Source organism: Thioclava litoralis (assembly GCF_045278885.1).
GTDB lineage: Bacteria > Pseudomonadota > Alphaproteobacteria > Rhodobacterales > Rhodobacteraceae > Thioclava > Thioclava litoralis.
In genome coordinates, this window is sequence record NZ_CP135443.1 from 494,000 (window position 1) to 517,585 (window position 23,586).

Sequence of the window (23,586 nt, forward strand, 5' to 3'; positions counted from 1 at the left end):
TGCCCCGCCCGGACATCGTTGATACTCTGCCCGTATGACATATTGGCGCCCTGCCCAGACCATCCGCATAAAGACCCTTGGCCTGCATTGGCGCGAGGGGCGGCTTCTGGCGACCTGTGTCTTCAACGATGATGGGACGCTAAAGGGGGTGCGCCCGTTGGGGGGCACCGTCGAATTTGGCGAAACCGCCGAGAGCGCGTTGATGCGCGAGTTTCGCGAAGAGCTGGGTGTGACCGCAACAATTATCGGGCCGCCGCTTTTCATGGAAAATCTCTATCACCACGAAGGGATGCAGGGCCACGAGCTGTTGATCCTGTTTCCGGTGGATCTGCCCGTAGAGAGATTGCCCGCAACGGGCGGCTTTACCTTTTACGAAGACAGCGGCACAGCCTGTCACGCCGACTGGTTCGCGCTGGACGGGCTGGATGGCCCGAACCAGCCTTCGCTCTATCCGGCAGGGCTGAAAGCGCGCCTGCAATCCGCCCAGACGCAGGCCGTCTGAAACCGGCCTTCATGCCGAAGGGCGGCCCGCACGCCGCCCGAAGCTTTTCCTGCCCTCAGCCTGCGGCCACTGTCACGGCCTCGACCACCGCATCCACGCAGGCCTCCAGCACCTTGTCATCCTCGCATTCCGCCATCACGCGGATCAGAGGTTCGGTCCCCGATTTACGGATCAGCAGCCGACCCTGCCCCGCCAGACGGGATTCGGCCTCGGCAATCACCTTCTGCACCCGAGCGTCATTCAAGGGCTCCTGCCCTGCCTGATAGCGCACATTCTTCAGAAGCTGCGGCACCGTGTCGAACTGGCGCACCAGATCCGAAGCGCGCTTGCCCGTCTCGGCCATCGCCAGCAGGAATTGCAGCCCCGCCATCAGACCATCGCCGGTGGTGGCGTAATCGGTCATCACGATATGGCCCGATTGCTCGCCCCCCAAGTTGAAACCGCCCGCGCGCATACGTTCGACCACATAGCGGTCACCCACTTTGGTCCGCTCAAGCCCGATGCCATGCCCTTGCAGGAAACGCTCGAGACCGAGGTTCGACATTACTGTCGCCACCAAGGCCCCGCCGCGCAGAATGCCCTTTTCGGCCCAGCGATGGGCAAAAAGCGCCATGATCTGGTCACCATCGGCCACGCGGCCCGTCTCGTCGATGATCATCACGCGATCGGCGTCCCCATCCAGAGAGATGCCCAGATCGGCGCCATGGGCCACCACCGCTTCGGCGCAGGTCTCGGTATGGGTCGAGCCGACCCTATCGTTGATGTTATAGCCATTGGGCGAGACACCCACGGGGATCACCTCGCAGCCCAGCTCCCATAGCACCTGCGGCGCGGCCTTATAGGCGGCCCCATTCGCGCAATCGACCACAACCTTCAGCCCCGACATACGGTCGCGCGCGGGGAAGGTCGTCTTGGCATATTCGACATAGCGCCCAAGACCGTCGTCGATGCGCTTGGCACGGCCGATATTATCGGGGATTGCCAGCCGGATCTCGCCCTCCAGCATAGCCTCGATCTCCATCTCGGCCTCGTCGGACAGTTTGAACCCGTCCGGCCCGAAGAATTTGATCCCGTTATCCTTGGCGGGGTTATGGCTGGCCGAGATCATGATCCCAAGATCGGCGCGCATCGAGCGCGTCAGATAGCCCACAGCCGGCGTCGGCACCGGCCCGAGCAGCAGCACATTCATCCCCGTCGAGGTCAGACCGGCGGTCAGCGCGTTTTCAAACATATAGCCCGAAAGCCGCGTATCCTTGCCGATGACCACGCGATGGCCATTGGTGCCTGCACGGCGGAAATAGCGCCCCGCCGCCGCGCCCAGACGCAAAGCCATCTCGGCGGTCATATGGCCCTGATTGGCCTCGCCGCGCACGCCATCGGTGCCAAAAAGTTTTCTACTCATTTCTCTTCCTCCCAGCCCAGGGTCAGGGCCGCCCAGAGGTTTACCCCCTGTTTGATTTCCGCCACATCATGCACGCGGTGGATCTGCACGCCCTGCGCGATGCCCGCAAGGGTCACAGCCAGAGTACCGGGCATGCGGTCTTTGGCGGCCTCGACCCCCGCGATGGTGCCGATGAAGCGCTTGCGCGAGACGCCCAGCAGGATCGGGCAGCCAAGGCTGTGGAACAGCGACAGCCCGCGCAGAAGCGTCAGATTATGTTCGACCGTCTTGCCAAAGCCGATCCCCACATCCGAGATGATCGCCGCGCGGTCGATCCCCTCGGCCTCGGCCAGCGCAATTCGTTCTTCGAGATGGTCATAGACATCCAGCAGCACGTCATCATATTCGGGCTTGTCCTGCATGGTCTCGGGGTCGCCTTGGGCATGCATCAGACAGATCGGCAGGCCCGACACCATCGCCAGTTCCGCCATGCCCGGATCATATTCCATCGCCGAGACATCGTTGATCATATCGGCGCCCGCCTCGACCGCCGCATCCGCCACCAGCGCCTTGCGGGTATCAATCGAGATCGGCAGGTCGAACATATCGCGCAGCTCCTGAATCAGCGGCACGGTGCGCTCGATCTCTTCATCCTCGGGCACGGTCTCGGCGCCCGGACGGGTGCTTTCGCCGCCGATGTCAAAGATATCGACACCCTCTTCGACCATCGCTTCGGCGCGTTCCATCGCCGCATGCATATCGAAATAATCGCCGCCATCCGAGAAACTGTCGGGCGTGGCATTCAGGATGCCCATCACCCGCGGCACCTCGAGGTTCATCGACCCGATCATCCGGCGCTTGGCGGTCAGCCGTTCCAGCACCTCTTCGGGGCAATGCTGCGCAGGGATCACCTCGGGCGGCAATCCACGGCGCAGAACCTCGACTTCATCAAACCAGCACCAGCCACCGGCAAGCCGGAGGGCGGTGTCGGGGCGGGCAAGATCCGTGCGCGGGATCGGGCGATAATAGAGCTTTTCCATGGCCTCCATTCACCGCATGTGCCGCGATTTGGCAAGCCGTCTTTGCGCGGCGCTCAGGCGTGGGTCAGAACCTTCACGCGGGAACCTGCCGGCGCTGCAATATTTCCGTGAAGTTCCAACCGCTCGGCCACCAGCTGTTCGGCCAGCCAGACGGCAAGCGCCACCGCATCATGCGCAGCCCCCTTGGGCCCGTCCACCGCATCCAGCACAATCTTCGAGGGCGCCCAGACGACCGTCTTGCCGTGTTTCATCGCCCAATCAAGCTCGGTGCGCGACGACACAACCACACAGCGCGCATCGCGCCCCGCCAGAACCCAGGCGTTCTGCTCGATGGCCAGCAGGTCAATCCGGCGCTGGGTGGGCTTTTGCGCCGATTGGGGCGGCGTGGCCTCGGGCAGACCAACCACTAGAACCACAGCCTTTGCCCCCGCCTCCAGCGCATCAAGCCGTGCGGCAAGATCGGGGGCCTGAATGACGTCATTGGACAGATAGGCCAGCACGGGATGCACGGCCTCGCCTTCCGCCTGCACCGGCACCGACGCCCGCGAGCGAACGATTTCCACGCCCAGAGCCCCCGGACCACGGTCAAGCTTCTCGATCCGCACGAAGACCCGCATCGCCTGAGGGGCGGCCAGAATACGCTCGGCCACGCGCTCGGCCAGCGTTTCCAGCAGGTTCAGACGCTCGGCGGCAAGCTCGGCGGCCACGGCCTCGGTGATCCGGTCATAAGACAGGATGCGGTCCACATCATCCTCCAGCGGCGCCGTCACCGGCCGCACCTCGACCACGATGTTGAACTGCAGCCGCTGGCCATGCCCGCGCTCCTGCTGGAAGGCCCCGATATCGGCTGTCACGATATGGTCGCGCAGGCTGATCCGGTCGCGGGGATCCGCCGGAGCCGAGGCGATAGAACGCTCTTCGGGGTGAGCAAAAGCTTGGGCGATATCGCTGGACATGTCGGTTCTTTCAGGCTGCGGATGGCGCGGAAAATAGAAAAAGGGCGGGCCCTTGCCCACCCCGAAACGTCAGATGCCGGCGAGAAACGACACCATCACGCGCTTATGCCTCAGTTCGATGCGGTGCGCACCGGCTTGCGGTAGAAAATATGCGCCCCGACACGCGTGGTTTTCACAAAACGCTTCGACCAGGACGGGCGCACGGCGGGGGTGTGGAAATAGGTCGCCCCTTGGGTAAGGCTGCGCGGCGCACCATCCATCATCGCACGGGCCACCTTTGCCACGCGGGCATAGCTGGCGCGGTTGGCAATGGCATCCGTCTTGCCATCGCAGGTCCAGCTGAACTGGCACGAGCGCTTGCCGCCCTGATGCACCACGCCACAGACGGTATTCGGGAAGGCGGGGTCATCGACACGGTTGAGCACGACCTCGGCCACGGCCTGCTGCCCCGCCAGACTTTCGCCCCGCGCTTCATGATAGATCACCTGCGCCAGACAGTCGAACTGGTCGCCCCCTTTGGCAACCGGCTGTGCCGCCAGCCATGCGGCGGTCAGCTCGGGCGGGGTCGCACCTTCCGGCGGGGTGAGCATCTTGGAAATCTGCGAGGCCGAGAACCTGCCCAGAGTGTCGCGCTCGCCCGAGAGCATCGAGGCCAGCGGCGCGTCGATATCGATTGTCGGATCATTGGAACCACTGACGGTCACTTCCGCCTGCGCAGAGCCCAAGCCAGCACAAAGCGTCAGGGCAAAAATCGCAACAATCTTACCGACCAGTTTCGTCATGAGTCCGTCTCGCAGTGGTTACACGCCCTGACGGACCCGGGCCCATCACGACCCGGCGGAGGTACATCCTAAATCGTTAAAAATCTACAACCAGATGATTTTCCCAGCATTTCCGTCAAATAAATGGCGAAAATCCGCCTACCTTAACGTAACCTTGACGTTATCAAGTTTCGCGGAATCCTGAAAACTGACTGATTTACATCAAGTTTTAAGGTCACGAAACGGAGAGCCATCATTGTTGCTGTTTCGGAGCCAAGAGCGCAAAATGCGCCGCAGCAAGCCGCGCCACCGGCACACGAAATGGTGAACAGGACACATAATCGAAGCCCGCAGCCCGACAGAAGGCAATCGATTCGGGGTTTCCGCCATGTTCGCCACAGACCGAAATCGTGATATCGCGCCGCGTCGCACGCCCCCGCCCTGCCCCGATCAGCAGCAGCTCGCCCACCCCTTCGATGTCGAGAATATGGAACGGGTCCTCGGCAAAGACGCGCTGATTGACATAGGTCGACATGAAGCGCCCCGCATCATCGCGCGACAAGCCATAGGTCATCTGGGTCAGGTCGTTCGTCCCGAAGGACATGAACTCGGCATGTTCGGCAATCTCGCCCGCGCGCAGCGCCGCCCGCGGGGTCTCCATCATGACGCCCAGACGGTAGGAAAACTGCGCCTTCTGCTGGGTGCGGACAGCCGCTGCCACCGCATCGATCCGCGTCTTCACCAGCTCGACCTCGCGCGAGGCCGAAACCAGCGGGATCATGATCTCGGGCACGATAACCGACCCGCGCCGCCCCGCCTCGATCACCGCCTCGAAAATGGCGCGGGCCTGCATGTCGTAGATTTCGGGCAGGGTCACCCCAAGGCGCACCCCCCGCATGCCAAGCATCGGATTAAACTCGTTCAGCGCCTCGCAGCGCCGCGTGACCTCCGAAAGCGGACGCCCCACGGCCTCGGCCAGTTCGCGCAGACCTTCGCGGTCATGCGGCAGGAATTCATGCAAAGGCGGGTCGAACAGCCGGATACAGACCGGCGCCCCCGCCATAATGTCGAACAGCGCGATGAAATCGTTGCGCTGCATCGGCAGCAGACGTTCCAGCACGGCCGCGCGATCCTCGGGGCTGTCCACGAAAATCATCTCGCGCATCACGGTCAGCCGGTCTTCATCGAAGAACATATGTTCGGTCCGGCACAGCCCGATCCCGTCCGCCTCGAAGTTGCGCGCCGTGCGGGCATCATCGGGCGTGTCGGCATTGGCGCGGATACCGATGTCGCGCACATTATCCGCCCAACGCAGAAGTGTGCGGAACCCGTCATCCAGCGCGGGTTCCAGCATCTCGGCCTCGCCCAGCAGCACTTCACCGCTGGAGCCATCGACCGTGATGATATCGCCCTCGCGGAACACCCGCCCCTTGGGGCCGGTGAAACTACGGTCGCGCGAATTGAGCGTGATGGAATTGCAGCCCACGATGCAAGGCAGCCCCAGACCGCGCGCAATCACCGCCGCATGGCTGGTCATGCCGCCCCGTTCGGTCAGCACCGCATTGGCCGCATGCATGCCGCGGATATCCTCGGGCTGGGTCTCGCGGCGCACCAGAATGCAGGGTTCGTCCCGCGCCGCCGCCGCCTGCGCCGCCGAGGCCGAGAACACGATCTTGCCCGTCGCCGCCCCCGGCGAGGCCGCGATTCCCCTGGCGATCACATCGCGGGGCGCGCGCGGGTCCACCTGATAGTGCAAGAGCTCGGTCAGGGCACGCGGTTCCACCCGCAACAGCGCCTCGTCGCGCGGGATCACCCCGTCCTCGGCCAAAGCCACGGCGATCCGCACCGCCGCGCGGGCCGAGCGTTGCACCCGCACCGCATCAATCACCGCAATCCGCCCGCTTTCGATGGTGAACTCGATCTGCATCTCCTCGCGCAGGCGGGTCCGGCAGACGGGGCTATAGCTGCAAAGCTGGGCAAACACATCGGGGGCCACATCCTCCAGTGCCGCGCCACGCGGGTCGCTGGTCAGATAATGGGTGTCCACCGCATTGGTCCGCCCCTGCGACTGGCCACGGAACCGCCCCGTAATCTGCGGTTGACCGGTGACACTTTCAACAAACTGGATCGTCCCCGACCCCGACAGGCCGGGACCGATGCCAAGTGCCATCTCCTGCAGCACAAGCCCCAGCGTCGCCTCGGCGGGCGCGCCTTTGGCCTGCCGCAGAAGCCGCGCCGTTGTGCCTTCCCACGCCCGCGCCATAGAGCGCAGAACCTCGCGCAGTTGCAGCAACGGATCTTGCGGGAAATCGTCATCCATTTCTTCGGCAAATGCGGCAAGCGCCTGTTCCAGCGCCCCGTCGCCCGCCTCGGCCGAGAACATGTCGGGGTCAAGCCGCGCGACATGGATCGCATAGCCTTGCACGAAATTCAGATAGAGCGCATCCGCCGCCTCCTGCCCGTGGCTGGCGCAAAGACGCTGATGCATGGCGTCATTCATGCCCACATTCAGCACCGTCCCCGGCCCGCCCCATTCGGGGTTTTCGGGGCTGGAGCGCACGGAAATCAGGAAATCCTGCCCGAAAACATTGGTCAAGGGCGCCAGATCGGGCATCTGCCCCGTGGCAATCGCCTTCACCGTTTCAACCGGCAGCGCAACCGTCGGCGGCACCGGCAGATCAAGCCGGATCAGCCGCTGCAGGCATTTTGCCCGCCAGCCGTGCCGCGATTTCTCAACTCTGGCCGTCGGGGTCAACTCGACGAATTCGGGAAAATCATAGAATTTCTGCATCGCAGCACGCCCTATTTTGCAGGTGCAGCATACATGAAAACCGGAGGCACGCAAAGCATGTGCCGCCGGTTTCGCATGAACAACTTTTTACCAAACCAACCCGCTTGAAAAATAGCAGGCAGATAAAGCACTTAGCCCTCGATTCGGTTCAGATCGGCCACCGACAGGCAGATCTGACGAATACGCGAGAGCAGGTTCAGACGGTTCCGGCGCACGATCTGGTTGTCGGAATTGATCTGCACGGCGGTGAAGAACGCATCGATCGGCGCGCGAAGCTGGGCCATCGCCCCCATCGCGCTTGCGAATTCTTCGGCTTTCATCGCGGGCGTGATCTCGGCCTCGGCCTTATCAAGGGCGGCAAACAGCGCCTTCTCCTCGGGGCCTTCGGCAAATTTCACATCCGCGCCGAAGCTGTATTCAACGCCATCCTTCTCTTCGGCCTGCGCCAGAATGTTATTGGCGCGCTTATAGCCCTGGATCAGGTTCTCGCCATCATCGGTTTTCAGGAAGCCCGATAGCGCCTCGGCACGGTTGACCAGCAGCGTCAGGTCATCATTTCCGGGCATCGCCAGAACCGCATCGATCACATCATGGCGGATGCCCTGATCCTTCAGATAGACCTTCAGACGGTCATGGAAGAAGGACAGAAGATCGCCCCCGTCCGCGCCCTCATAGCCTTTGGCAAAGACCTCCAGCAGGTTCAGACGCAGCTCATTGGTCAGGATCAGGCGGATCACCCCCAAAGCCGCACGGCGCAGCGCAAAGGGGTCTTTGGAGCCGGTGGGCTTTTCGTCAATCGCCCAGAAGCCCGTCAGCGTGTCGATCTTGTCGGCCAGAGCCACGGCCACCGTCACCGGCGCGGTGGGCACATCATCGGACGGACCCAGCGGCGAGTAATGGTCGCGGCAGGCATCGGCCACGGCCTCGGGCAGACCCGCACGCTGCGCATAATAGCGCCCCATGATCCCCTGCAGTTCGGGGAATTCATAGACCATTTCCGAGCGCAGATCGGCCTTGGCGACTTGGGCGGCCTCGCGGGCCAGATCGGGCGACGCGCCGACCTTATCCGCAATCTCACCCGCCAGTGCCGCGATCCGCGCGATGCGGTCGGCCTGAGAGCCAAGCGCGTTATGGAAGGTCACATCGGCCAGCCCCGCGCCCATGCCCGACAGGCCTTCGGTTTTCACCAGACGGTTGTCGTTTTCCCAGAAGAATTTGGCATCCGACAGACGCGCCGAAAGCACCTTCTGGTTGCCCTTCAGGATGGTCGCGCCATGATCCGCCGTCTGGCGGTTGGCCACGGTGACAAAGCCCTCGATCCGGCCGGTCTTCGGGTTTTTCACCGAGAAGAACTTCTGGTGCTCTTTCATCGAGGTCTGCAGCACCTCGGGCGGCAGTTCGAGGAATTCCGCATCAATCTCGCCCATCAGCGCCACGGGGCATTCGACAAGCCCCGCCACCTCGGTCAGCAGGCCACGGTCGGCCACAAGTTCAAGCCCACGGGCGAAGGCCATCTGCTCGGCGTCATGCCAGATGGTCTGTTCACGCTCGGCACTGTCCAGCACGACGGATGCCGCCGCCAGCTTGGCGCAGTAATCCTCAAAGCCCGTCACAGCAAAACGGCCCGGCGCCATAAAGCGGTGGCCTTCGGTCGTATTGCCGGATTTGATGCCGTCGATATCCAGATCAACCACTTCGGCGCCGCTTTCATCGGACAAAAGGCACAGGATCGAATGCAGCGGGCGCACCCAACGCAAGGAGCCCGCGCCCCAGCGCATCGACTTCGGCCAAGGGAAATTGCGGATGGTCTTTTCCAGCACCTCGGCAATGATCGCAGGTGCCGGACGGCCCTCTTTCTCGACGACGGCAAAATAGACCTGCCCCTTTTTCTCGTCGCGGATCTCCAGCTGGTCCAGCGTCAGACCGGTCGAGCGCAGGAAGCCCTCAACCGCTTTCTCGGGCGCGCCAACCTTGGGGCCTTTGCGTTCCTCGCGCAGGGTCGGGCTCTCTTTCGACAGGCCCTCCAGCGTCAGCACAAGGCGACGCGGGGTGGAAAACGCCCCCGCCGAGGCGTAGGTGAGGCCCGCCTCGACCAGCCCGTCGGTCACAAGCTTCTTGAGGTCCTCGCGCGCGCGGCCCTGCATCCGCGCGGGAATTTCCTCGGAAAAGAGTTCGATTAGAAGATCGGGCATGTCAATTCTCCGCGGCGTGTCGCTGATGCCAGGCATAGGCCCGGCCATCGGAATAAATGGCCACCACCCGGTCCATACCGGGGGTGATGTCGGGTTCGGACAGGAAGGCCACAGCCTCGCCTGTGCGCAGATCCTCGGTCAGGCGGGCCGGATCATAGCAGGACAGCCCACGGGTGTCCGGCTCGGGCTTGGCCAAAGGGTCTACGGTGAAAGTTTCGGTCAGCATGCCAAGGCTGAGGGGCGTGGTGAAACAGCCCCGATAATCCGCGGCCAAGGCATCCTGCGTGGTTTTGAGACCGTCCGTCAGGATCGGCTCGGGCTGGCCTGACGAAATCGACACAAGACGGATCTCCTGCGCCTGCGGGGTCGCCGCAAGCGCGAGAGAGGCGGTTCCCCCCGCCAGAGCCACAAGGGCCAGTATCCTGTGCCAAGCCGCCATGATCAGGCCGCACCGCCTGCGGGCGTGCGCACAAAGGCATCGGCGCATTGCTTGGCCAGCGCCCGCACCCGCCCGATATAGGCCTGACGCTCGGTGACCGAGATCACGCCGCGCGCATCCAGCAAGTTGAAGAGGTGGCTGGCCTTGATGCATTGATCATAGGCGGGATGGGCCATGATGATCCGGCGCTCGGCGCTGTCTTCATCGGCTTGGGCCAGAATACGCTCGCATTCGGCTTCGGCATCCTTGAAGTGCTGCAAGAGCATATCGGTATCGGCCACATCGAAGTTCCAGCGGGAATATTCCTGCTCGGTCTGCTTGAAGACATCGCCATATTTCAGCGCAATCGGCGCGTCGGGGTCGTTGAAGGGCATATCCATCACATGGTCGATGCCCAGCACATACATCGCCAGACGCTCCAGACCATAGGTCAGCTCGCCCGAAACGGGGTGGCAGTCATGGCCGCCGACCTGCTGGAAATAAGTGAATTGCGACACTTCCATGCCGTCGCACCAGACTTCCCAGCCCAGACCCCAAGCGCCCAGCGTCGGGGATTCCCAGTCGTCTTCCACAAAACGGATGTCATGCAGGTCGATATCGATGCCAATCGCGCGCAGCGAGCCCAGATAGAGCTCTTGCAGATCCGGCGGGCTGGGTTTGATCAGCACCTGATACTGGTAGTAATGCTGCAGGCGGTTGGGGTTTTCCCCGTAACGGCCATCGGTCGGACGGCGCGAGGGCTGCACATAGGCGGCGGCCCAAGGCTTGGAGCCAAGCGAACGCAGCGTGGTCGCAGGGTGGAAGGTGCCCGCCCCTACTTCCATGTCATAGGGCTGCATGATCGCGCAGCCCTTGCCCGCCCAATAGGCTTGCAGCCGCAGGATAATCTCCTGAAACGACCGCGGCGCGGCGGGTTTGGTGGCGGTGGCATCTGACATGCGAACTCTCCCAGACGGATCTGTCATCGAAACTTGCCTATGCCTGATAGGCAAGCCCGCAAGCGGGGTCAACGTGCAACAACACGCAGCCTTGGACAACCGCACCGGCTTTAAGGGATGACGCGGGCGAAAACCCTGCTAATTTGCGCCAACTTTGCAATTTTGAACAGGGCAGGAATTATAATGAGGGTTATGCGCAAAGCTGTGTCGATGATGGTCGGGGCCAGCCTGACGGGAATGGTCTGGGCAGGCGCAGCATGGGCGGCCCCCCTGTGGCTGCAGATCGAAGCCCAGCCCTCGCTGGCACAGGCCGAACAATCGGCACGCGGTTGGTCCAGCCTGCCCGATCTGGCGGGCTTTGCGATGACCACCGGATGGTATGCCATTTCCGTCGGTCCGTTCGACACACGCGAGGCCGCCAATGACCGCCGCCGCCTGCTGCAACGCGAGGGGCTGATCCCCTCTGATTCCTATGTCACCGACGGGGCCAATTACCGCCAGCAGTTCTGGCCAGTCGGCGCGCGCTTCCAGCAAGTTCCAACGTCTCAGGCCACGGCCCCACAGACCCCGCAGGATGCACCCGTTAGCGCGGGCGATCCGATTGCCCCCGTGGGCGAGATGACCGCCCTTCCCGAGGCCGCGGCATCGCAGCCTGCGACACCCACCACACCGGCCACCACACCGGCCACCGAAACGGGCACAGAGCCCGCGCCCGCGCAAAGCCCGTCTGAAACGCCCGCTCTTGTCCAGCCGTCCCCCGCACAGCCCGATCCTGCTGTGGCACAAGAGGCCCCGCCGGTCGAAACGCTGGCCCAGTCCCGTCAGCGCGAATCCCTTCTGACGCGCGACGAGAAGATGGCCATTCAGGATGCGCTCTCGTGGCAGGGCGTCTATACCGGTCGACTGGATGCGTCTTTCGGTCCGGGCACGCGCAGCTCGATTGCCGCTTGGCAGAGCGCACAGGGCGAAGAGCCGACAGGCGTGCTGACATCCGCCCAGCAGGCCGCCCTTCTGGCCCAAGTCGAAAAGGAACGCGCCGAACTCGGGCTGGAGATCGTCGAGAATAACGATGCCGGCATCCGTATTGCCCTGCCCACCGGTCTGGTGGCGTTCAAAGGCTATGACGCGCCGTTCGTGACCTATGGCCCGAAGGACGGATCGGGGGTGTCGGTGCTGCTGATCTCGCGTCAGGGCGACGCCAAGAACCTCGGCGCGCTATATGATGTGATGCAGCGTCTGGAAATGGTCCCGATGGAAGGGCCGCGCGCCCGGACCGCGACCGCGTTCCATATCGAGGGACGAAACGACAGGATTGTCTCTTATACACAGGCGGCTCTATCAGGCGGTCTGATCAAGGGCTTTACGCTGGTCTGGCCCGCAAATGGCGATATGGCACAGCGCGCGCGCGTGCTGAACGCCATGCAGCAGAACTTCCAGCCCTTCGGCAATCAGGCACTGGACCCGACCTTGGGCAAGCCGATGACCGTTAGCCGCGAAGACCTGACCAGCGGGCTCGACATCCGCAAACCGGCCTTTGCGCGGTCAGGCTTTTATGTGGACAGCCACGGAACGGTCGCCACCGCCGCCGCCGGTATCGACAGTTGCACGCGCCTGACCATCGAGGATGGCAAGGCCAAGCTGACGGCACAGGACAAGGATCTGGGGCTGGCCCTGCTGACGCCGGAAAAACCGCTATCGCCCCGTCAGGTTGCCAAATTCCAGACGGCACAAACCGCGCCGGGGGCCGATATCGCCGTGGCAGGGTTCTCCTATCCCGAGGCGCTTTCGGCACCGGTGCTCAGCTTCGGAACGCTCACGGCGCTCAAGGGGTTGGAGAACGAACCCCAGCAGGCACGTCTGGCCCTGCGCAGCCTGCCTGGCGATGTCGGCGGCCCCGTGCTGGACAGCTCGGGCGCGGTGATCGGCATGGTGCTGCCCAAGACCACCGTAGACGACAAGATCCTGCCCGAAGATCTGTCGGTGGCACTACAAGCCCAGCCAATGGCCGATGCGATGGCCCGCATGGGCACAGCCCCGGACGCCGCAGAGCCTCATGGGGCCATTGCCACCGAAGACCTCACGCGGGCGGCGCAAGGTCTGGTTGTTCATGTAAGCTGCTGGAAATAAGGGAGCCCCCCCTGCAAGTGCCGTTTGCACATTTGCAGGGGAAAGCGTGCAGGGCAAAGGGATCAGGCGTTCAGAAGCGCCAGTGCTGCGGCATGAACCTCGGGGTTTGCCGCAGCAATCACCTGCCCGCCCAGATGCGCCGGACCGCCCTGCCAGTCGGTCACCAGACCGCCTGCTGCCTCGACCACGGCCATCGGCCCCTGAATGTCGTATGGATGCAGCTGGGCCTCGATCACCAGGTCGATCTGCCCTGCCGCCAGAAGCGCATAGGCATAGCAGTCCATCCCGTAACGGGTCAGCTTGGCCGCTTGTGATACCTGCCGGAAAGCCGCGCCTTCTGCGGCCGTGCCCACTTCGGGGAACGTCGTGAACAGCACCGCATCGGCCAGCGCCTGCGGAGCCGCTGCGCGCGTCTTGAGCGGAAATTCTCCATGCGGCCCGATCAGCCGCGCCTGCCCCAGACCGCCGATAAACCGCTCGCCAATATAGGGTTGGTCCACGACCCCAAGGAACGGCGCGCCCAAGGCACCGTCAACCACCTGCGCCAAACCGATCAGCACGCCCCAAGTGGGTGTGCCCGACATGAAACCACGCGTGCCGTCAATCGGGTCAAGCACCCAGACATAGCCGCTTGTGCCAAGCGATTGCCCCTGCTCTTCCCCGAAAATACCATCATTCGGACGTTCTTTTGCCAGAATGGCGCGCATCGCGGCTTCTGCCGCGCGATCCGCTTCTGTCACCGGATCGAAGCCGCCCGCATCCTTATTGGCCGCAGCAATGCCACCAAGCGGACGAAACCGCGCCAATGTTTCCACACGCGCCGCATCCGCAAGCCGCTGCGCAAGATCAAGCAAGGCATCGGCTTCAAGAGATGTGATATCCAAAGGCTTTTTCATCGCGCACTCCCGCTTTTGTTCAAGCGGTACAGAGCCACCTTCGGGAGGTCAAGGCAAGGCATGATGCCGCGCCTCGTAAGAAGTGCCACCCCACGCCCTAGCCCGGCCCAGACAGGCCGGACGACATAACGCGCAGGATCGCAAGATCACGCGGCAGAAGACGCCGAGAGAACCTTGGCCAGATCGAACAGGCGGCGGCGCTGCTCTTCCGGAATCGCGTAATAGGAGCGCACCAGAGCCAGTGCTTCCTTATCCGCCAAGATATCGCCTTCGACCTCTTTCTTCTCGACACGGCCTTCCAGCCCTTCGAAGAAGAAGGAAATCGGCACATCCAGCGCTTCCGAGATGTCCCAAAGACGCGATGCCGAAACACGGTTCATGCCGGTCTCGTATTTCTGGATCTGTTGAAATTTGATTCCAACCTTGTCAGCAAGTTGTTGCTGCGTAACGCCAATCATCCAGCGACGATGGCGAATACGTTTGCCCACATGGGCATCAACTGGGTGTTTCATTCAATCGTCCTTACAACACTACAAAAAGGAACCTAGCACGTACGCACACGCATAGGGCGGCATTTCCTCACAAATGGTCGTCAAAACTGGTATAAAAAGCCTAAACAAAGTTAATCTTTGCGTCGCTTTCTTAAATTTTATCGTCGCGAAGCTTAAAGCGAGCCTAATTTACCCCCCTCTCCCTCAGCGTGTTTCGCAATTTGCATCGCAAAATGCAAATGTGTCAAAATTTTGGTTATACGTAATTCCAATACGAATCATTCTAAACCGCTTGCGCTGCGCGACTCAGATTATAGGCTTGCCCGATCCCGAATGCGACGGAAGAGCCCTATGAAAGCCTATCAAATTCACGACTTTTCTGCGGCGCCGCAGGTCCGCTCCCTGCCTGATCCGGTTCCCGCCGCAGGAGAGCTGAAAATCCGCATCCATGCCTGTGGTCTGAATTTCGCCGATCTGCTGATGATGCAGGGGCGTTATCAGGACACCCCCGCCCCGCCCTTCACCTTGGGGCTGGAATGCGCGGGCGAGGTCGTGGGCTGCGGCGAAGGCACATCGACCCCGCTGGGCACGCGCGTTGTGATCTATGCCGGTCAGGGGGGGCTGGCGGACTATGGCTGCTTCCCCGAAGAAAGCTGCATTCCGCTTGCGCAGGGCACATCCTATCTGGAGGCCGCGGGCCTGCTGATCGCGCATGGCACCTCGCATCTCGCGCTGGACCGGAAGGCGGGCTTGCGTAGCGGCGAGACGCTGGCCGTCATCGGAGCGGCTGGCGGGGTCGGGCTGACCGCCGTGGAAATCGGCGCAAGGCTTGGCGCAAAGGTCATTGCCGTGGCCCGCGGGGCAGAAAAATGCGCGGTGGCGCGCGCAGCAGGCGCGGCGATCACGCTGGATAGCGAAAGCGCCGACCTGAAAGCCCGCCTGAAAGAACTGGGCGGTGTGGATGTCGTGTATGATGCCGTGGGCGGCGCGTTGGGCGAGGCCGCGTTTCGCGCGCTCAAACCGGGTGGACGCTTTCTGCTGATCGGCTTTGCGGGCGGCACTCCGCCCGAATTGCCGCTGAATCACGCGCTGGTCAAGAACATCTCCATTCTCGGCCTTTATTGGGGCGGAATGCGGCAGATTGATCCGGAGATGTTCCGCAGCTCTGTCGAAGCCGTGATGCAAGATCACGCCAAGGGGCTGCTGACCCCGCATATCTCGCATGTCTTCGATCTTGCCCAGATCGAGGAGGCCTTTGAAATGCTGCGCAGCCGCCGCTCGACCGGAAAGCTGGTCATCCGGATGGCACCTTCCACATCCGCGTGAAAAACTCTCCGGTTAACCTCTTTTCCGGCCAAAACCGCAGCGACTCTCTCTTGAAATGATCAGCAAGCCTGCCAATATCGGCAGACGACAAGCGTGCCACACGAGGCGCGCGCCGCTTCATGGAGGGATTTGATGGCTGGTTTTAACACGATGCGCACCAATGCCGGTACGCGTCAGGCGCTGATCGACGAAGGTCTGCGCGCTCATATGAACAAGGTCTACGGGCTGATGTCGGCAGCGATGCTGATCACCGGGGTCGTGGCATGGGCGTTGGCCGGTCTTGCAATGACCAATGATCCGTCGATGGCCGTCGGCACCATGCGCAATGGCACCATGCTGACCCAGTTCGGCGCGCTACTTTACACCTCGCCGCTGAAATGGGTGGTGATGCTGGCCCCGCTGGCCGTGGTCTTCCTGTTCTCGGCCACGATCCACCGCATGTCGGTTGGTGCGGCGCAGCTGGTGTTCTGGGTCTATGCCGCCCTTGTCGGTGCCTCGATCTCGTCGATCTTCCTTGTCTTCACCGGCGTTTCCATTGCGCAGACCTTCCTCGTGACGGCCATCGCCTTCGCGTCGCTCTCGCTTTATGGCTACACCACCAAACGTAACCTGTCGGCTATGGGTTCGTTCCTGATGATGGGCCTGATCGGCCTCATCGTGGCCTCGATCGTCAACATCTTCATCGCCAGCTCGGCGCTTGCCTTTGCGGTGTCCGTGCTGGGCGTGCTGATCTTCGCGGGCCTCACCGCCTATGACACCCAGAAGATCAAAGCGACCTATATCGAAATGGCCCATTCGGGCGAGGACTTCCTTGGCAAAGCGGCCATCATGGGGGCGCTGAGCCTCTATCTGGACTTCCTCAACCTGTTCATGATGCTCTTGCAGCTCATGGGGAACCGCGACTAAGGCGCCTACCTGCCTGTCTCGGCCGGAAAGCCAATAGCGCAGCCGCCGATCTTCGGCGGCTGCTTTCATATCTAGCCACCCCTCCCCCTTTCCCCTGCCTGCCAGAAGGCCCTGCGAAACCGCCTTCAAAGGGCCATTGTCAGCCGCTATCATTCGGGTCATGGAAATCGTTATCATCGTCGCGGTCATCGCATCGCTTTTCTTTGTGATCGGCATTGCCGAACCTCTGGCCGCGCGTTTGCGCCTGCCCTATTCCGTGATCATCGCGCTGCTGGGTATCCTGATCGGCAGCGCTGCCATCTTCTTTTTGCAGACCACCCTGACCGACGCGCTGAACCCGCTGGCCGAGGCGATCCTGAATTTGCCGATCAGGGCGAATGTCTTCCTCTATATTTTCCTGCCGCTCTTGCTGTTTCAGGTTACGCTGGGCATGAACCTGCGCCGGATGCTGGATGACTGGGTGCCCATTCTGGTCATGGCCGTGGTGGCGGTGGTGGTGGCGACACTCTCGGTGGGCTATGCGCTGTCCTATACCTCCAGTCTGCCGCTGGCCGCCTGCCTTCTGGTCGGTGCCATTGTCTCGACCACGGACCCTTCGGCTGTGGTCAGCATCTTCCGCTCGCTTTCGGCCCCGCAACGCTTGGCGCGGATCATCGAAGGCGAGAGCCTGCTGAACGATGCCGCCGCCATCGCGCTTTTCGGGCTGTTTGTCAGCTATGTCATGCTGGGAGTACCGGACCCCAAACTGGGCGAGGCGCTTGGCCGCTTTCCGATGCTGATCGCCGGAGGCGTCATGACGGGCTGGATCCTGTCGCAGATCGGCCTGCGGATCATGGGCCTGTTTCCGCGCTATGAACAGGCCCAGATGTCGATTTCGGTCGCGCTGCCCTATCTGGCCTATATCATCGCCGAACAGCTTGTCGGGGCCTCGGGGGTGATTGCGGTTGTCGCCGCCGGGCTGACGCTCAATCTGGCGGGCCCGCGCCGGATCGAGCCGACGACATGGACCAATATGCGCGAGACATGGGATCTGGTGGCGCATTGGGCAGGGGCGCTGATCTTCATTCTCGCCGCGCTGCTGATCCCGCGGCTGCTGGAAGGCACGACAGTCACCGACTTCCTGCTGATCGGGGTCGTGGTGCTTGCCGCCATTCTGGCGCGTGCGGTGATCCTGTTCGGCCTGCTGCCGGTGCTGACCCTGCTGCGCCTTTCGCCGGTCGTGGAACGCCCCTATCGGGTGGCTATCCTGTGGGGCGGGCTGCGCGGCGCGGTCACATTGGCGCTGGCGCTGGCGGTCACCGAAAACGCGCTGGTCCCTGTCGAGATCAAGCGCGTGGTCGGCATTCTGGCCACCGGCTTCACCCTGTTCACCCTGATCGTGCAAGGGACAACCCTGCGCAGCGTGATCGGGCGGCTGGGGCTGGACAAGCTGTCCCCGCTGGATCAGGCGCTGGCCAATCAGGTGATCGCCGTTTCGCTGCAAACCGTGCGGGAAGATGTCGCCAAATCCAGCGACAACTACAAGCTGAACCACGAGATCGTGCGGGCCGAGGCCAAGCGCTTCGGCGAGCGGCTGGACGAGGTCGTGCGCTCGGCCGAGGCCGGTGCCAATATCCTTGACCGTGACCGCATCACGCTGGGTCTGATCGCCTTGGCGGGGTTCGAGCGCGAACAGGTGCTGATCCGCCTGCGCGACCGCTCGATTTCCGCGCGCATCGGCGAGGCCGCGCTGAGCCAGACCGACCATCTGATCGAGGGCGCCCGCACGCATGGCCGGACCGGCTATCAACGTGCCGCCCGACGCGCGGTGTCTTACGGGCGCGCCTTCCGCATCGCAAGCTTCCTGCATAACCGCGCGCATTTCTCCGCCCCGCTGGCCCTGCTGACCGCCGACCGTTTCGAACGCCTGATCTCGGAACGGATGATCCTGCGTGATCTGGACACCTTCATCGACGCCCGCATCCGCCGGATCCACGGGCGTCGCGTGGCCGACCTTCTGCGCGAATTGCTGGGCCGTCGGGTGGAAAATATCGAAACCGCCCTCTTCGGCCTGAGGCTGCAATATCCCGGCTATGCCGAGGAACTGGAGCGCCGCCTGATCCGCCGCACCGCGCTGCGGATGGAAGAGCGCGAATATAACATCATGCATGAGGACGGCCTGATCAGCGAGGAAGTCTTCATTTCGCTGATACAGGATATCTCGGCGCGCAGGCTTCAGGCCGAAGAGCGCCCGATGCTGGATCTACAGGTGCAGCGGGCCGATATCCTGCGCCGGATGCGACTGTTCGAGGATCTCGACGACGCGGTGCGCAAACCTCTGGGCCGCAGCCTGCGCACGCGCTATTTCGACCCGGGCGACAAGATCATGCGCAAGGAAAGCCATGCCCGCAGCGTCTTCTTTATCGCCTCCGGCGCGGTCGAGCTTGAAACCGCGGGGCAGATCTCGCGTCTGGGCCGTGGCGACATGTTCGGCGAACTGGCCCTGCTGACAGGCAAGCCGCGCCGCACCGATGTGCGCGCGATCACGCCCTCGACCATTCTGGAACTCGACGAGAAACGCTTCCGTAAACTGATGCGCCGCAGTCCCGCGATCCGCGAAGCGGCAAAGATTGCGGCCGCCAAACGCGGGGTCTCTATCGACGCGCTGCTGGAGGAAACAAGCTGAGGGCGCAGCGGGGATGTGCCGGACACATGCCCGCCGCCCTCAGGCCGCGCGCAAGACAACAAGATAGTCGGTCAGCGCGTAGCGTCTGACGGGGAGGGTTGCCTCGATGGCGGCGAGCACGTCCTCGGGGCGATGTGTGGCAAAGACGCCGCTGACAGGCAGCTGCAACAGCGCCTGTTCCATCACGATCACCTTGCCATGCCGATAGCGGCCAAGGTCGTCCAGAACCCTGCCCAAAGGCTGATCCTCGAAAATGAACCGCCCCGACATCCAGGCATTTCCGGTCTGCGGGCTCCATTGTTGGCATGCGCCCCAGTGATGGCCCTCCAGCAGCACCTGCTGGTGCCTGCCAATCTTCAGATCGCCCGCATGGGGATGCGCCAGACGGGCCTCGCCCTCCTGCACACTTACGGCCAGCGCATGTTTCCAAAGATGCAGCTGATACGCCCCTGCCCCCGCCTGCAGACTGACATGCCCGGCTTTCAGATGCAGCGGCGACGCGTTCTCGGCCACGCGGAACCGCGCGCGGCCCTGACGCAGACGCAGCCAGCCGCCGCCGTGATCTTCGGCGGCAAGCGCTGTTCCGGCATCCAGATCCACTGCGGTGCCACCGCTGAGCTGCGCCGAACGGATTTCCCCGATTCCGGTCTCCTGCAGGACCGGCGCGGCCATTCGGTGGTGCACATAGCCCAGCCCTGCCGCCGCAAACCCTGCCGCCAGACCTGACGAAAGAAAGGCCCGTCGACTGGCGCTGACCGGCCTTCGGAACACCGGAGCCGGAAGATCCTTCACATCATCCAGAGCCCGCCAGACATCCCCAAGGGCCTCGAACTCGGCACGATGCGCAGGATCTTGGGCCAACCAATGCGCCGCAGCCTGCCGGTCCTGTTCTGTCGCCTCTTTGGAATGGAGCGTCACGAACCAATGAAGGGCCTCGGATTTCACAGCGTTCTCTTCCTTCATGACATGCGTCACATCCGTGTCCTAATCTTCCTGTAGATCGCCTGCCAATTCGTCACGGCATCGCTGCAAGGATTTCATCACCAGTTTCTCGACGGCGCTGCGGCTGATCCCCATTTCCGCAGCCACCTCCGAATGCGACAACCCGTCGAACTTATGGAGCGTGAACGCCTGCCTTTGCCGCGGTGGCAGGGACGCGATCACCCTTTGCAGCCTGCGCAGCCTTTGCGCGTAATCATAGACCTGTTCCGTCGAGGGCACGTGGCGGCTTTGGGTCTCCATCTCCGGTGCGGTTTCGTATCGCACCCGCGTGCTATGCGCCCGCAGGAAGTCATTCGCGACGTTATTGACCACGCTATGGACGAAGGAAGCCGGATGCGCGACATGCGAGGCGTCCCCTAGCCGCTGGAGCTTGAACCAGCTTTCCTGAAGGACATCTTCCGCATCCGCAGGACTGCCCAACCTTGCCGCCACCCGCCGCGTTATCGCCCGATAGTTGGACAGAAAAACCCCGAGTATCTTTCGACGGGAGAGATCATCCGGCATGGCACAATCGCCCTGACGCGCCCCCCTGAGAAAGGGACACGACACCCGACACGGACCTGCCTGAAGATGCAAGGAAGCTGGACACCAGAACACCCGAATGTTTGAAGTGGCGTCAGGCTCCTCCGGTTTCTATGTGCTATCTTATCATAAGCCTGTTTGCAAGATTTTCGACCGAAATTCCCGACAAAAACACTCTGACAGGCACTCTGCCATGCCCCGGTATTCCGGTCAGAAATCAAGCGATGCCGAGATAAAGTAGGTGCGGGAATCCTCGGTGTAATCTGCATCGGTGTCGGGCTGTTCATCAAAGATATTATTGACCCCTGCTTTCAGCGAGGCATGGTCCGTCAGGGTGTATTTGGCCAGAACATTGGCCACGGTATAGGCCGGAATACGTTCTTCACCGCTGCTATCCTCGCCGGTCACTTCAACCTGCTTGCCATAATGGTCAATCGAGCCGGTCAGCATCAGCCGGTCCGTCGCCTGCCATGACAGTTCCGTATGGATCTTGATATCGGGCTCTTCCGAAAGCACCGACCCGCTTGCAAGGTCTTTGGATTCAAGCAGTTTCGAGAATGTGGTATTCCATTGCAGCCTGTCGCTCAGCGCATAGTTCAGATTGCCCTGTATCCCGCTCGTGCGGGCTTCGTTGACATTGACATATTGTTTGACCCGCACACCGTTGAACGTGCCGATCTCGTTGCCCTGAATGCGGTTGGTAATGTTATTGAGGAAACCGCTGACGCTGCCGGTGATCGGCCCCTGATCATAATAGAAACCGGCCATGTAATTGGTGGCCAGTTCCGGCTTGAGATCGTCATTTCCCAGCCAGTAGGTCATAATGCCGCGATTGGCCTTATATTCGGCATAGAGGTAGTCTTCATTCGACTGGCGCAGATTGGGTGCCTTGAAGCTCTTGCCAATCCCCGCTTTGAAGGTCAGCGCATCAGTGATGTCATAGGCCGCATTCACCACCGGCGAGAGATGGTCGCCGTAGATGCTGTTATAGTCATAGCGCAATGCGGTATCGATGCGGAAGCGGTCGGTGATCGACATCTGGTCTTTGGCATAAAGGCCGAGCTTGGTCATATCCGAGGTGCTTCCCCCGCCGGCAACACTGCCATCGGGGCTGTAATAAAGGCTCCCCTGCCCGCCATCTGCCAGCCGCGCATGCGACGCCTCAAGACCAAAGACCACCGCATGGTCGATGCCGCCCAGCGTGTAGGTATCGGTCAGCGTGCCTTCCAGACCATAGGTCCGATAGTCTTCCGACTGCTGCAAGGTGGTGACGGTATCGGTATTGCTGACCGCCAGATCCGTTGTCGATTTTTCCCAGAACAGGCTCAGGGCCTCCTCGCCAAAGCTCCATTGTCCGCTATGGCGCAGGGACAGCGTATCACGGACAACCCCGTTAAGACCGTCATCCTCTGCGGTATCTTTCATATAGCTCTGGTCGGAATGGCCGATTTCGAATGTCAGATCCTGCGCATCATCAGGGCGCCAGTGGACCCGTGCCTTGAGATCCTTGCTTTCGCGCTGCCCGCCATCTTCATCGTCATCATGGCGGGTAAAATCACCCCATAAAGACATGCTCAGAGCGCCTTTGACCAGAGGTGCCGAGACAGAGCCGCTGACACGTTTGGTCGATCCCGTCTCACCACCGGTTGCGGCGTAATATTCTGCCGTAAGCGCGCCTTTCAGCCGCTCCTGATCGTCCTTCTTGGTGATGATATTGACCACCCCCCCGATACCGCCGGACCCGTAAAGCGCAGCCCCCGGCCCCTGAATGACCTCGATCCGCGCGATCGCATCCATCGGCACCCATTCCAGATCGCCTTTATAGGATGCGCCCTTCTGCTTGAGTTCCTCTGTGGTGACCGGCACACCATCAATCATGATCTTGGTGTAATCGGTGCCCGCCCCCCCGATGTTGATCTGGTTATTTGTCACAAATACGCCCGGCACGCTTTTCATCGCCTCGGCCACATTCGTATTGCCGCTATTTGCCAGATCTTCTGCCGTCACAACGGTTTTTGTCCCCGCCTGAAGACGCGGATCATCCGACATCAGCGCGGAATTCGGCGTTGCAGGCGCAAGACCGCCCCCCTCGACCAGAATCGGATCAAGCGCCACCGCGCCATCGTCCCCGAGAGTGCCCGCCCCCGTATTGCCGACAAGCGTCACGGTGCTCTCGCTGGTATACTGGAACACAAGGCCCGTCCCCGACAGGACAGTTGCCAAAGCGGCATCCACCGACAGCGCCCCCGAAACCCCCGATGACCGTTTCCCGCGAACGAGATCCGCCGGATAGAAAATCTGTAGCCCCGATGCCTGACCGAATTGCGTCAGCACGGACCCAAGCGGACCCGGCGCAATCGCATAGGACACTGTCACCTGTGCCCCTGCGGGCGAAATCACGGCAGCCCCCCCGAGTATGGCCGTGGACGCCATGACTCGAAAACCCAGACTCGCGCAGAAACGGCTATAAGGGCGGCAGGAAAGACGGCTCAGTTTCATGGATAGGTCCCAGTTCAAAATCTTCGCGCGCGCAGACATACGAGCGTTGCTGGAGAATAGACGTCTGCCACAGCCCGCCACCTCAGCCTGAATTTGAAATTTTCTGAAAAACCGCAGGGATTGTGCCCCGCGACGACCGGAACCCGATAGAC

18 protein-coding genes are annotated in these 23,586 nt (G+C 62.1%); 5 read left to right on the forward strand and 13 right to left on the reverse strand.

All coding sequences use genetic code 11. The annotated features are described in order from the left end of the window. Nucleotides 1-34 precede the first annotated feature (34 nt). Nucleotides 35-502 carry an NUDIX hydrolase gene (locus RPE78_RS02310; protein WP_406721127.1) on the forward strand — a complete coding sequence of 156 codons (468 nt, stop codon included), beginning with the start codon at nt 35-37 and terminating at the stop codon, nt 500-502. A gap of 55 nt (nt 503-557) precedes the next feature. On the opposite strand, the gene glmM is transcribed toward RPE78_RS02310, so the two are convergent. The 8 genes from glmM to RPE78_RS02350 all read right to left on the reverse strand — a co-directional run bounded on the left by glmM (nt 558) and on the right by RPE78_RS02350 (nt 11,000). Next, nucleotides 558-1,904: a phosphoglucosamine mutase gene (gene glmM / locus RPE78_RS02315; RefSeq protein ID WP_406721128.1), complete on the reverse strand. Its 1,347-nt coding sequence runs from the start codon at nt 1,902-1,904 to the stop codon at nt 558-560. Beyond that, a complete protein-coding gene (gene folP, locus RPE78_RS02320; protein WP_406721129.1) occupies nt 1,901-2,923 on the reverse strand; it encodes a dihydropteroate synthase in 1,023 nt (340 codons plus the stop codon). The genes glmM and folP overlap by 4 nt, the downstream gene beginning before the upstream one ends. Before the next feature lie 53 nt (nt 2,924-2,976). Continuing rightward, complete coding sequence (locus RPE78_RS02325; RefSeq protein WP_339107889.1) at nt 2,977-3,879, reverse strand: dihydroneopterin aldolase; 903 nt, start codon at nt 3,877-3,879, stop codon at nt 2,977-2,979. A 110-nt stretch (nt 3,880-3,989) separates the two neighbouring features. Beyond that, nucleotides 3,990-4,661 (reverse strand): cell wall hydrolase, encoded by a 672-nt coding sequence (locus tag RPE78_RS02330; protein ID WP_339107890.1) that lies wholly within the window; start codon nt 4,659-4,661, stop codon nt 3,990-3,992. Between the two features lie 232 nt (nt 4,662-4,893). Next, entirely contained in the window at nt 4,894-7,431 is a 2,538-nt protein-coding gene (locus tag RPE78_RS02335) for a putative PEP-binding protein (protein ID WP_339107891.1), read from the reverse strand. A 131-nt stretch (nt 7,432-7,562) separates the two neighbouring features. After that, nucleotides 7,563-9,623, reverse strand: coding sequence for a glycine--tRNA ligase subunit beta (gene glyS / locus RPE78_RS02340; protein WP_406721130.1), 2,061 nt, complete (start codon nt 9,621-9,623; stop codon nt 7,563-7,565). 1 nt (nt 9,624) lies between these two features. Then, nucleotides 9,625-10,062, reverse strand: coding sequence for a DUF6446 family protein (locus RPE78_RS02345; protein WP_339107893.1), 438 nt, complete (start codon nt 10,060-10,062; stop codon nt 9,625-9,627). A 2-nt stretch (nt 10,063-10,064) separates the two neighbouring features. Continuing rightward, complete coding sequence (locus RPE78_RS02350) at nt 10,065-11,000, reverse strand: glycine--tRNA ligase subunit alpha (protein WP_339107894.1); 936 nt, start codon at nt 10,998-11,000, stop codon at nt 10,065-10,067. 183 nt (nt 11,001-11,183) lie between these two features. Here RPE78_RS02350 and RPE78_RS02355 point away from each other — a divergent pair, with 183 nt between their 5' ends. Then, nucleotides 11,184-13,127: a trypsin-like peptidase domain-containing protein gene (locus RPE78_RS02355; protein ID WP_406721131.1), complete on the forward strand. Its 1,944-nt coding sequence runs from the start codon at nt 11,184-11,186 to the stop codon at nt 13,125-13,127. 62 nt (nt 13,128-13,189) lie between these two features. Here RPE78_RS02355 and RPE78_RS02360 read toward each other — a convergent pair whose 3' ends face one another. Both RPE78_RS02360 and RPE78_RS02365 read right to left on the reverse strand, forming a co-directional pair. Further along, nucleotides 13,190-14,023: an inositol monophosphatase family protein gene (locus tag RPE78_RS02360; RefSeq protein ID WP_406721132.1), complete on the reverse strand. Its 834-nt coding sequence runs from the start codon at nt 14,021-14,023 to the stop codon at nt 13,190-13,192. 146 nt (nt 14,024-14,169) lie between these two features. Then, nucleotides 14,170-14,535 carry a helix-turn-helix transcriptional regulator gene (locus tag RPE78_RS02365; protein WP_339107897.1) on the reverse strand — a complete coding sequence of 122 codons (366 nt, stop codon included), beginning with the start codon at nt 14,533-14,535 and terminating at the stop codon, nt 14,170-14,172. Between the two features lie 330 nt (nt 14,536-14,865). Between RPE78_RS02365 and RPE78_RS02370 the strand changes: the two genes are divergently transcribed. The 3 genes from RPE78_RS02370 to RPE78_RS02380 all read left to right on the forward strand — a co-directional run bounded on the left by RPE78_RS02370 (nt 14,866) and on the right by RPE78_RS02380 (nt 19,411). Beyond that, the gene (locus RPE78_RS02370) at nt 14,866-15,840 is read left to right on the forward strand and encodes an NADPH:quinone oxidoreductase family protein (protein ID WP_339107898.1); all 975 of its coding nucleotides are present in this window, start codon (nt 14,866-14,868) and stop codon (nt 15,838-15,840) included. Nucleotides 15,841-15,972: 132 nt separating this feature from the next. Beyond that, on the forward strand, nt 15,973-16,746 hold the full coding sequence (locus RPE78_RS02375; protein WP_339107899.1) for a Bax inhibitor-1/YccA family protein: 774 nt from the start codon (nt 15,973-15,975) through the stop codon (nt 16,744-16,746). 160 nt (nt 16,747-16,906) lie between these two features. Continuing rightward, nucleotides 16,907-19,411: a cation:proton antiporter gene (locus RPE78_RS02380; protein WP_406721133.1), complete on the forward strand. Its 2,505-nt coding sequence runs from the start codon at nt 16,907-16,909 to the stop codon at nt 19,409-19,411. Between the two features lie 39 nt (nt 19,412-19,450). On the opposite strand, the gene RPE78_RS02385 is transcribed toward RPE78_RS02380, so the two are convergent. From RPE78_RS02385 to RPE78_RS02395, 3 genes are all read right to left on the reverse strand, one after another. Then, nucleotides 19,451-20,386: a FecR family protein gene (locus tag RPE78_RS02385; protein WP_406721134.1), complete on the reverse strand. Its 936-nt coding sequence runs from the start codon at nt 20,384-20,386 to the stop codon at nt 19,451-19,453. A 9-nt stretch (nt 20,387-20,395) separates the two neighbouring features. Then, complete coding sequence (locus tag RPE78_RS02390) at nt 20,396-20,917, reverse strand: RNA polymerase sigma factor (RefSeq protein ID WP_406721135.1); 522 nt, start codon at nt 20,915-20,917, stop codon at nt 20,396-20,398. 228 nt (nt 20,918-21,145) lie between these two features. Continuing rightward, a complete protein-coding gene (locus RPE78_RS02395; RefSeq protein WP_406721136.1) occupies nt 21,146-23,335 on the reverse strand; it encodes a TonB-dependent receptor domain-containing protein in 2,190 nt (729 codons plus the stop codon). Nucleotides 23,336-23,586 lie beyond the last annotated feature (251 nt).

Bases quoted from the DNA above. Each gene is read 5' to 3' on its own strand.
- RPE78_RS02335 (WP_339107891.1), bottom strand. From the start codon at position 7,431: ATGCAGAAATTCTATGATTTTCCCGAATTCGTCGAGTTGACCCCGACG.
- RPE78_RS02355 (WP_406721131.1), top strand. From the start codon at position 11,184: ATGAGGGTTATGCGCAAAGCTGTGTCGATGATGGTCGGGGCCAGCCTG.
- RPE78_RS02380 (WP_406721133.1), top strand. From the start codon at position 16,907: ATGGAAATCGTTATCATCGTCGCGGTCATCGCATCGCTTTTCTTTGTG.
- glyS (WP_406721130.1), bottom strand. From the start codon at position 9,623: ATGCCCGATCTTCTAATCGAACTCTTTTCCGAGGAAATTCCCGCGCGG.
- RPE78_RS02310 (WP_406721127.1), top strand. From the start codon at position 35: ATGACATATTGGCGCCCTGCCCAGACCATCCGCATAAAGACCCTTGGC.
- RPE78_RS02365 (WP_339107897.1), bottom strand. From the start codon at position 14,535: ATGAAACACCCAGTTGATGCCCATGTGGGCAAACGTATTCGCCATCGT.
- RPE78_RS02375 (WP_339107899.1), top strand. From the start codon at position 15,973: ATGGCTGGTTTTAACACGATGCGCACCAATGCCGGTACGCGTCAGGCG.
- RPE78_RS02350 (WP_339107894.1), bottom strand. From the start codon at position 11,000: ATGTCAGATGCCACCGCCACCAAACCCGCCGCGCCGCGGTCGTTTCAG.
- RPE78_RS02330 (WP_339107890.1), bottom strand. From the start codon at position 4,661: ATGACGAAACTGGTCGGTAAGATTGTTGCGATTTTTGCCCTGACGCTT.
- RPE78_RS02360 (WP_406721132.1), bottom strand. From the start codon at position 14,023: ATGAAAAAGCCTTTGGATATCACATCTCTTGAAGCCGATGCCTTGCTT.
- RPE78_RS02370 (WP_339107898.1), top strand. From the start codon at position 14,866: ATGAAAGCCTATCAAATTCACGACTTTTCTGCGGCGCCGCAGGTCCGC.
- glmM (WP_406721128.1), bottom strand. From the start codon at position 1,904: ATGAGTAGAAAACTTTTTGGCACCGATGGCGTGCGCGGCGAGGCCAAT.
- RPE78_RS02390 (WP_406721135.1), bottom strand. From the start codon at position 20,917: ATGCCGGATGATCTCTCCCGTCGAAAGATACTCGGGGTTTTTCTGTCC.
- folP (WP_406721129.1), bottom strand. From the start codon at position 2,923: ATGGAAAAGCTCTATTATCGCCCGATCCCGCGCACGGATCTTGCCCGC.
- RPE78_RS02325 (WP_339107889.1), bottom strand. From the start codon at position 3,879: ATGTCCAGCGATATCGCCCAAGCTTTTGCTCACCCCGAAGAGCGTTCT.
- RPE78_RS02345 (WP_339107893.1), bottom strand. From the start codon at position 10,062: ATGGCGGCTTGGCACAGGATACTGGCCCTTGTGGCTCTGGCGGGGGGA.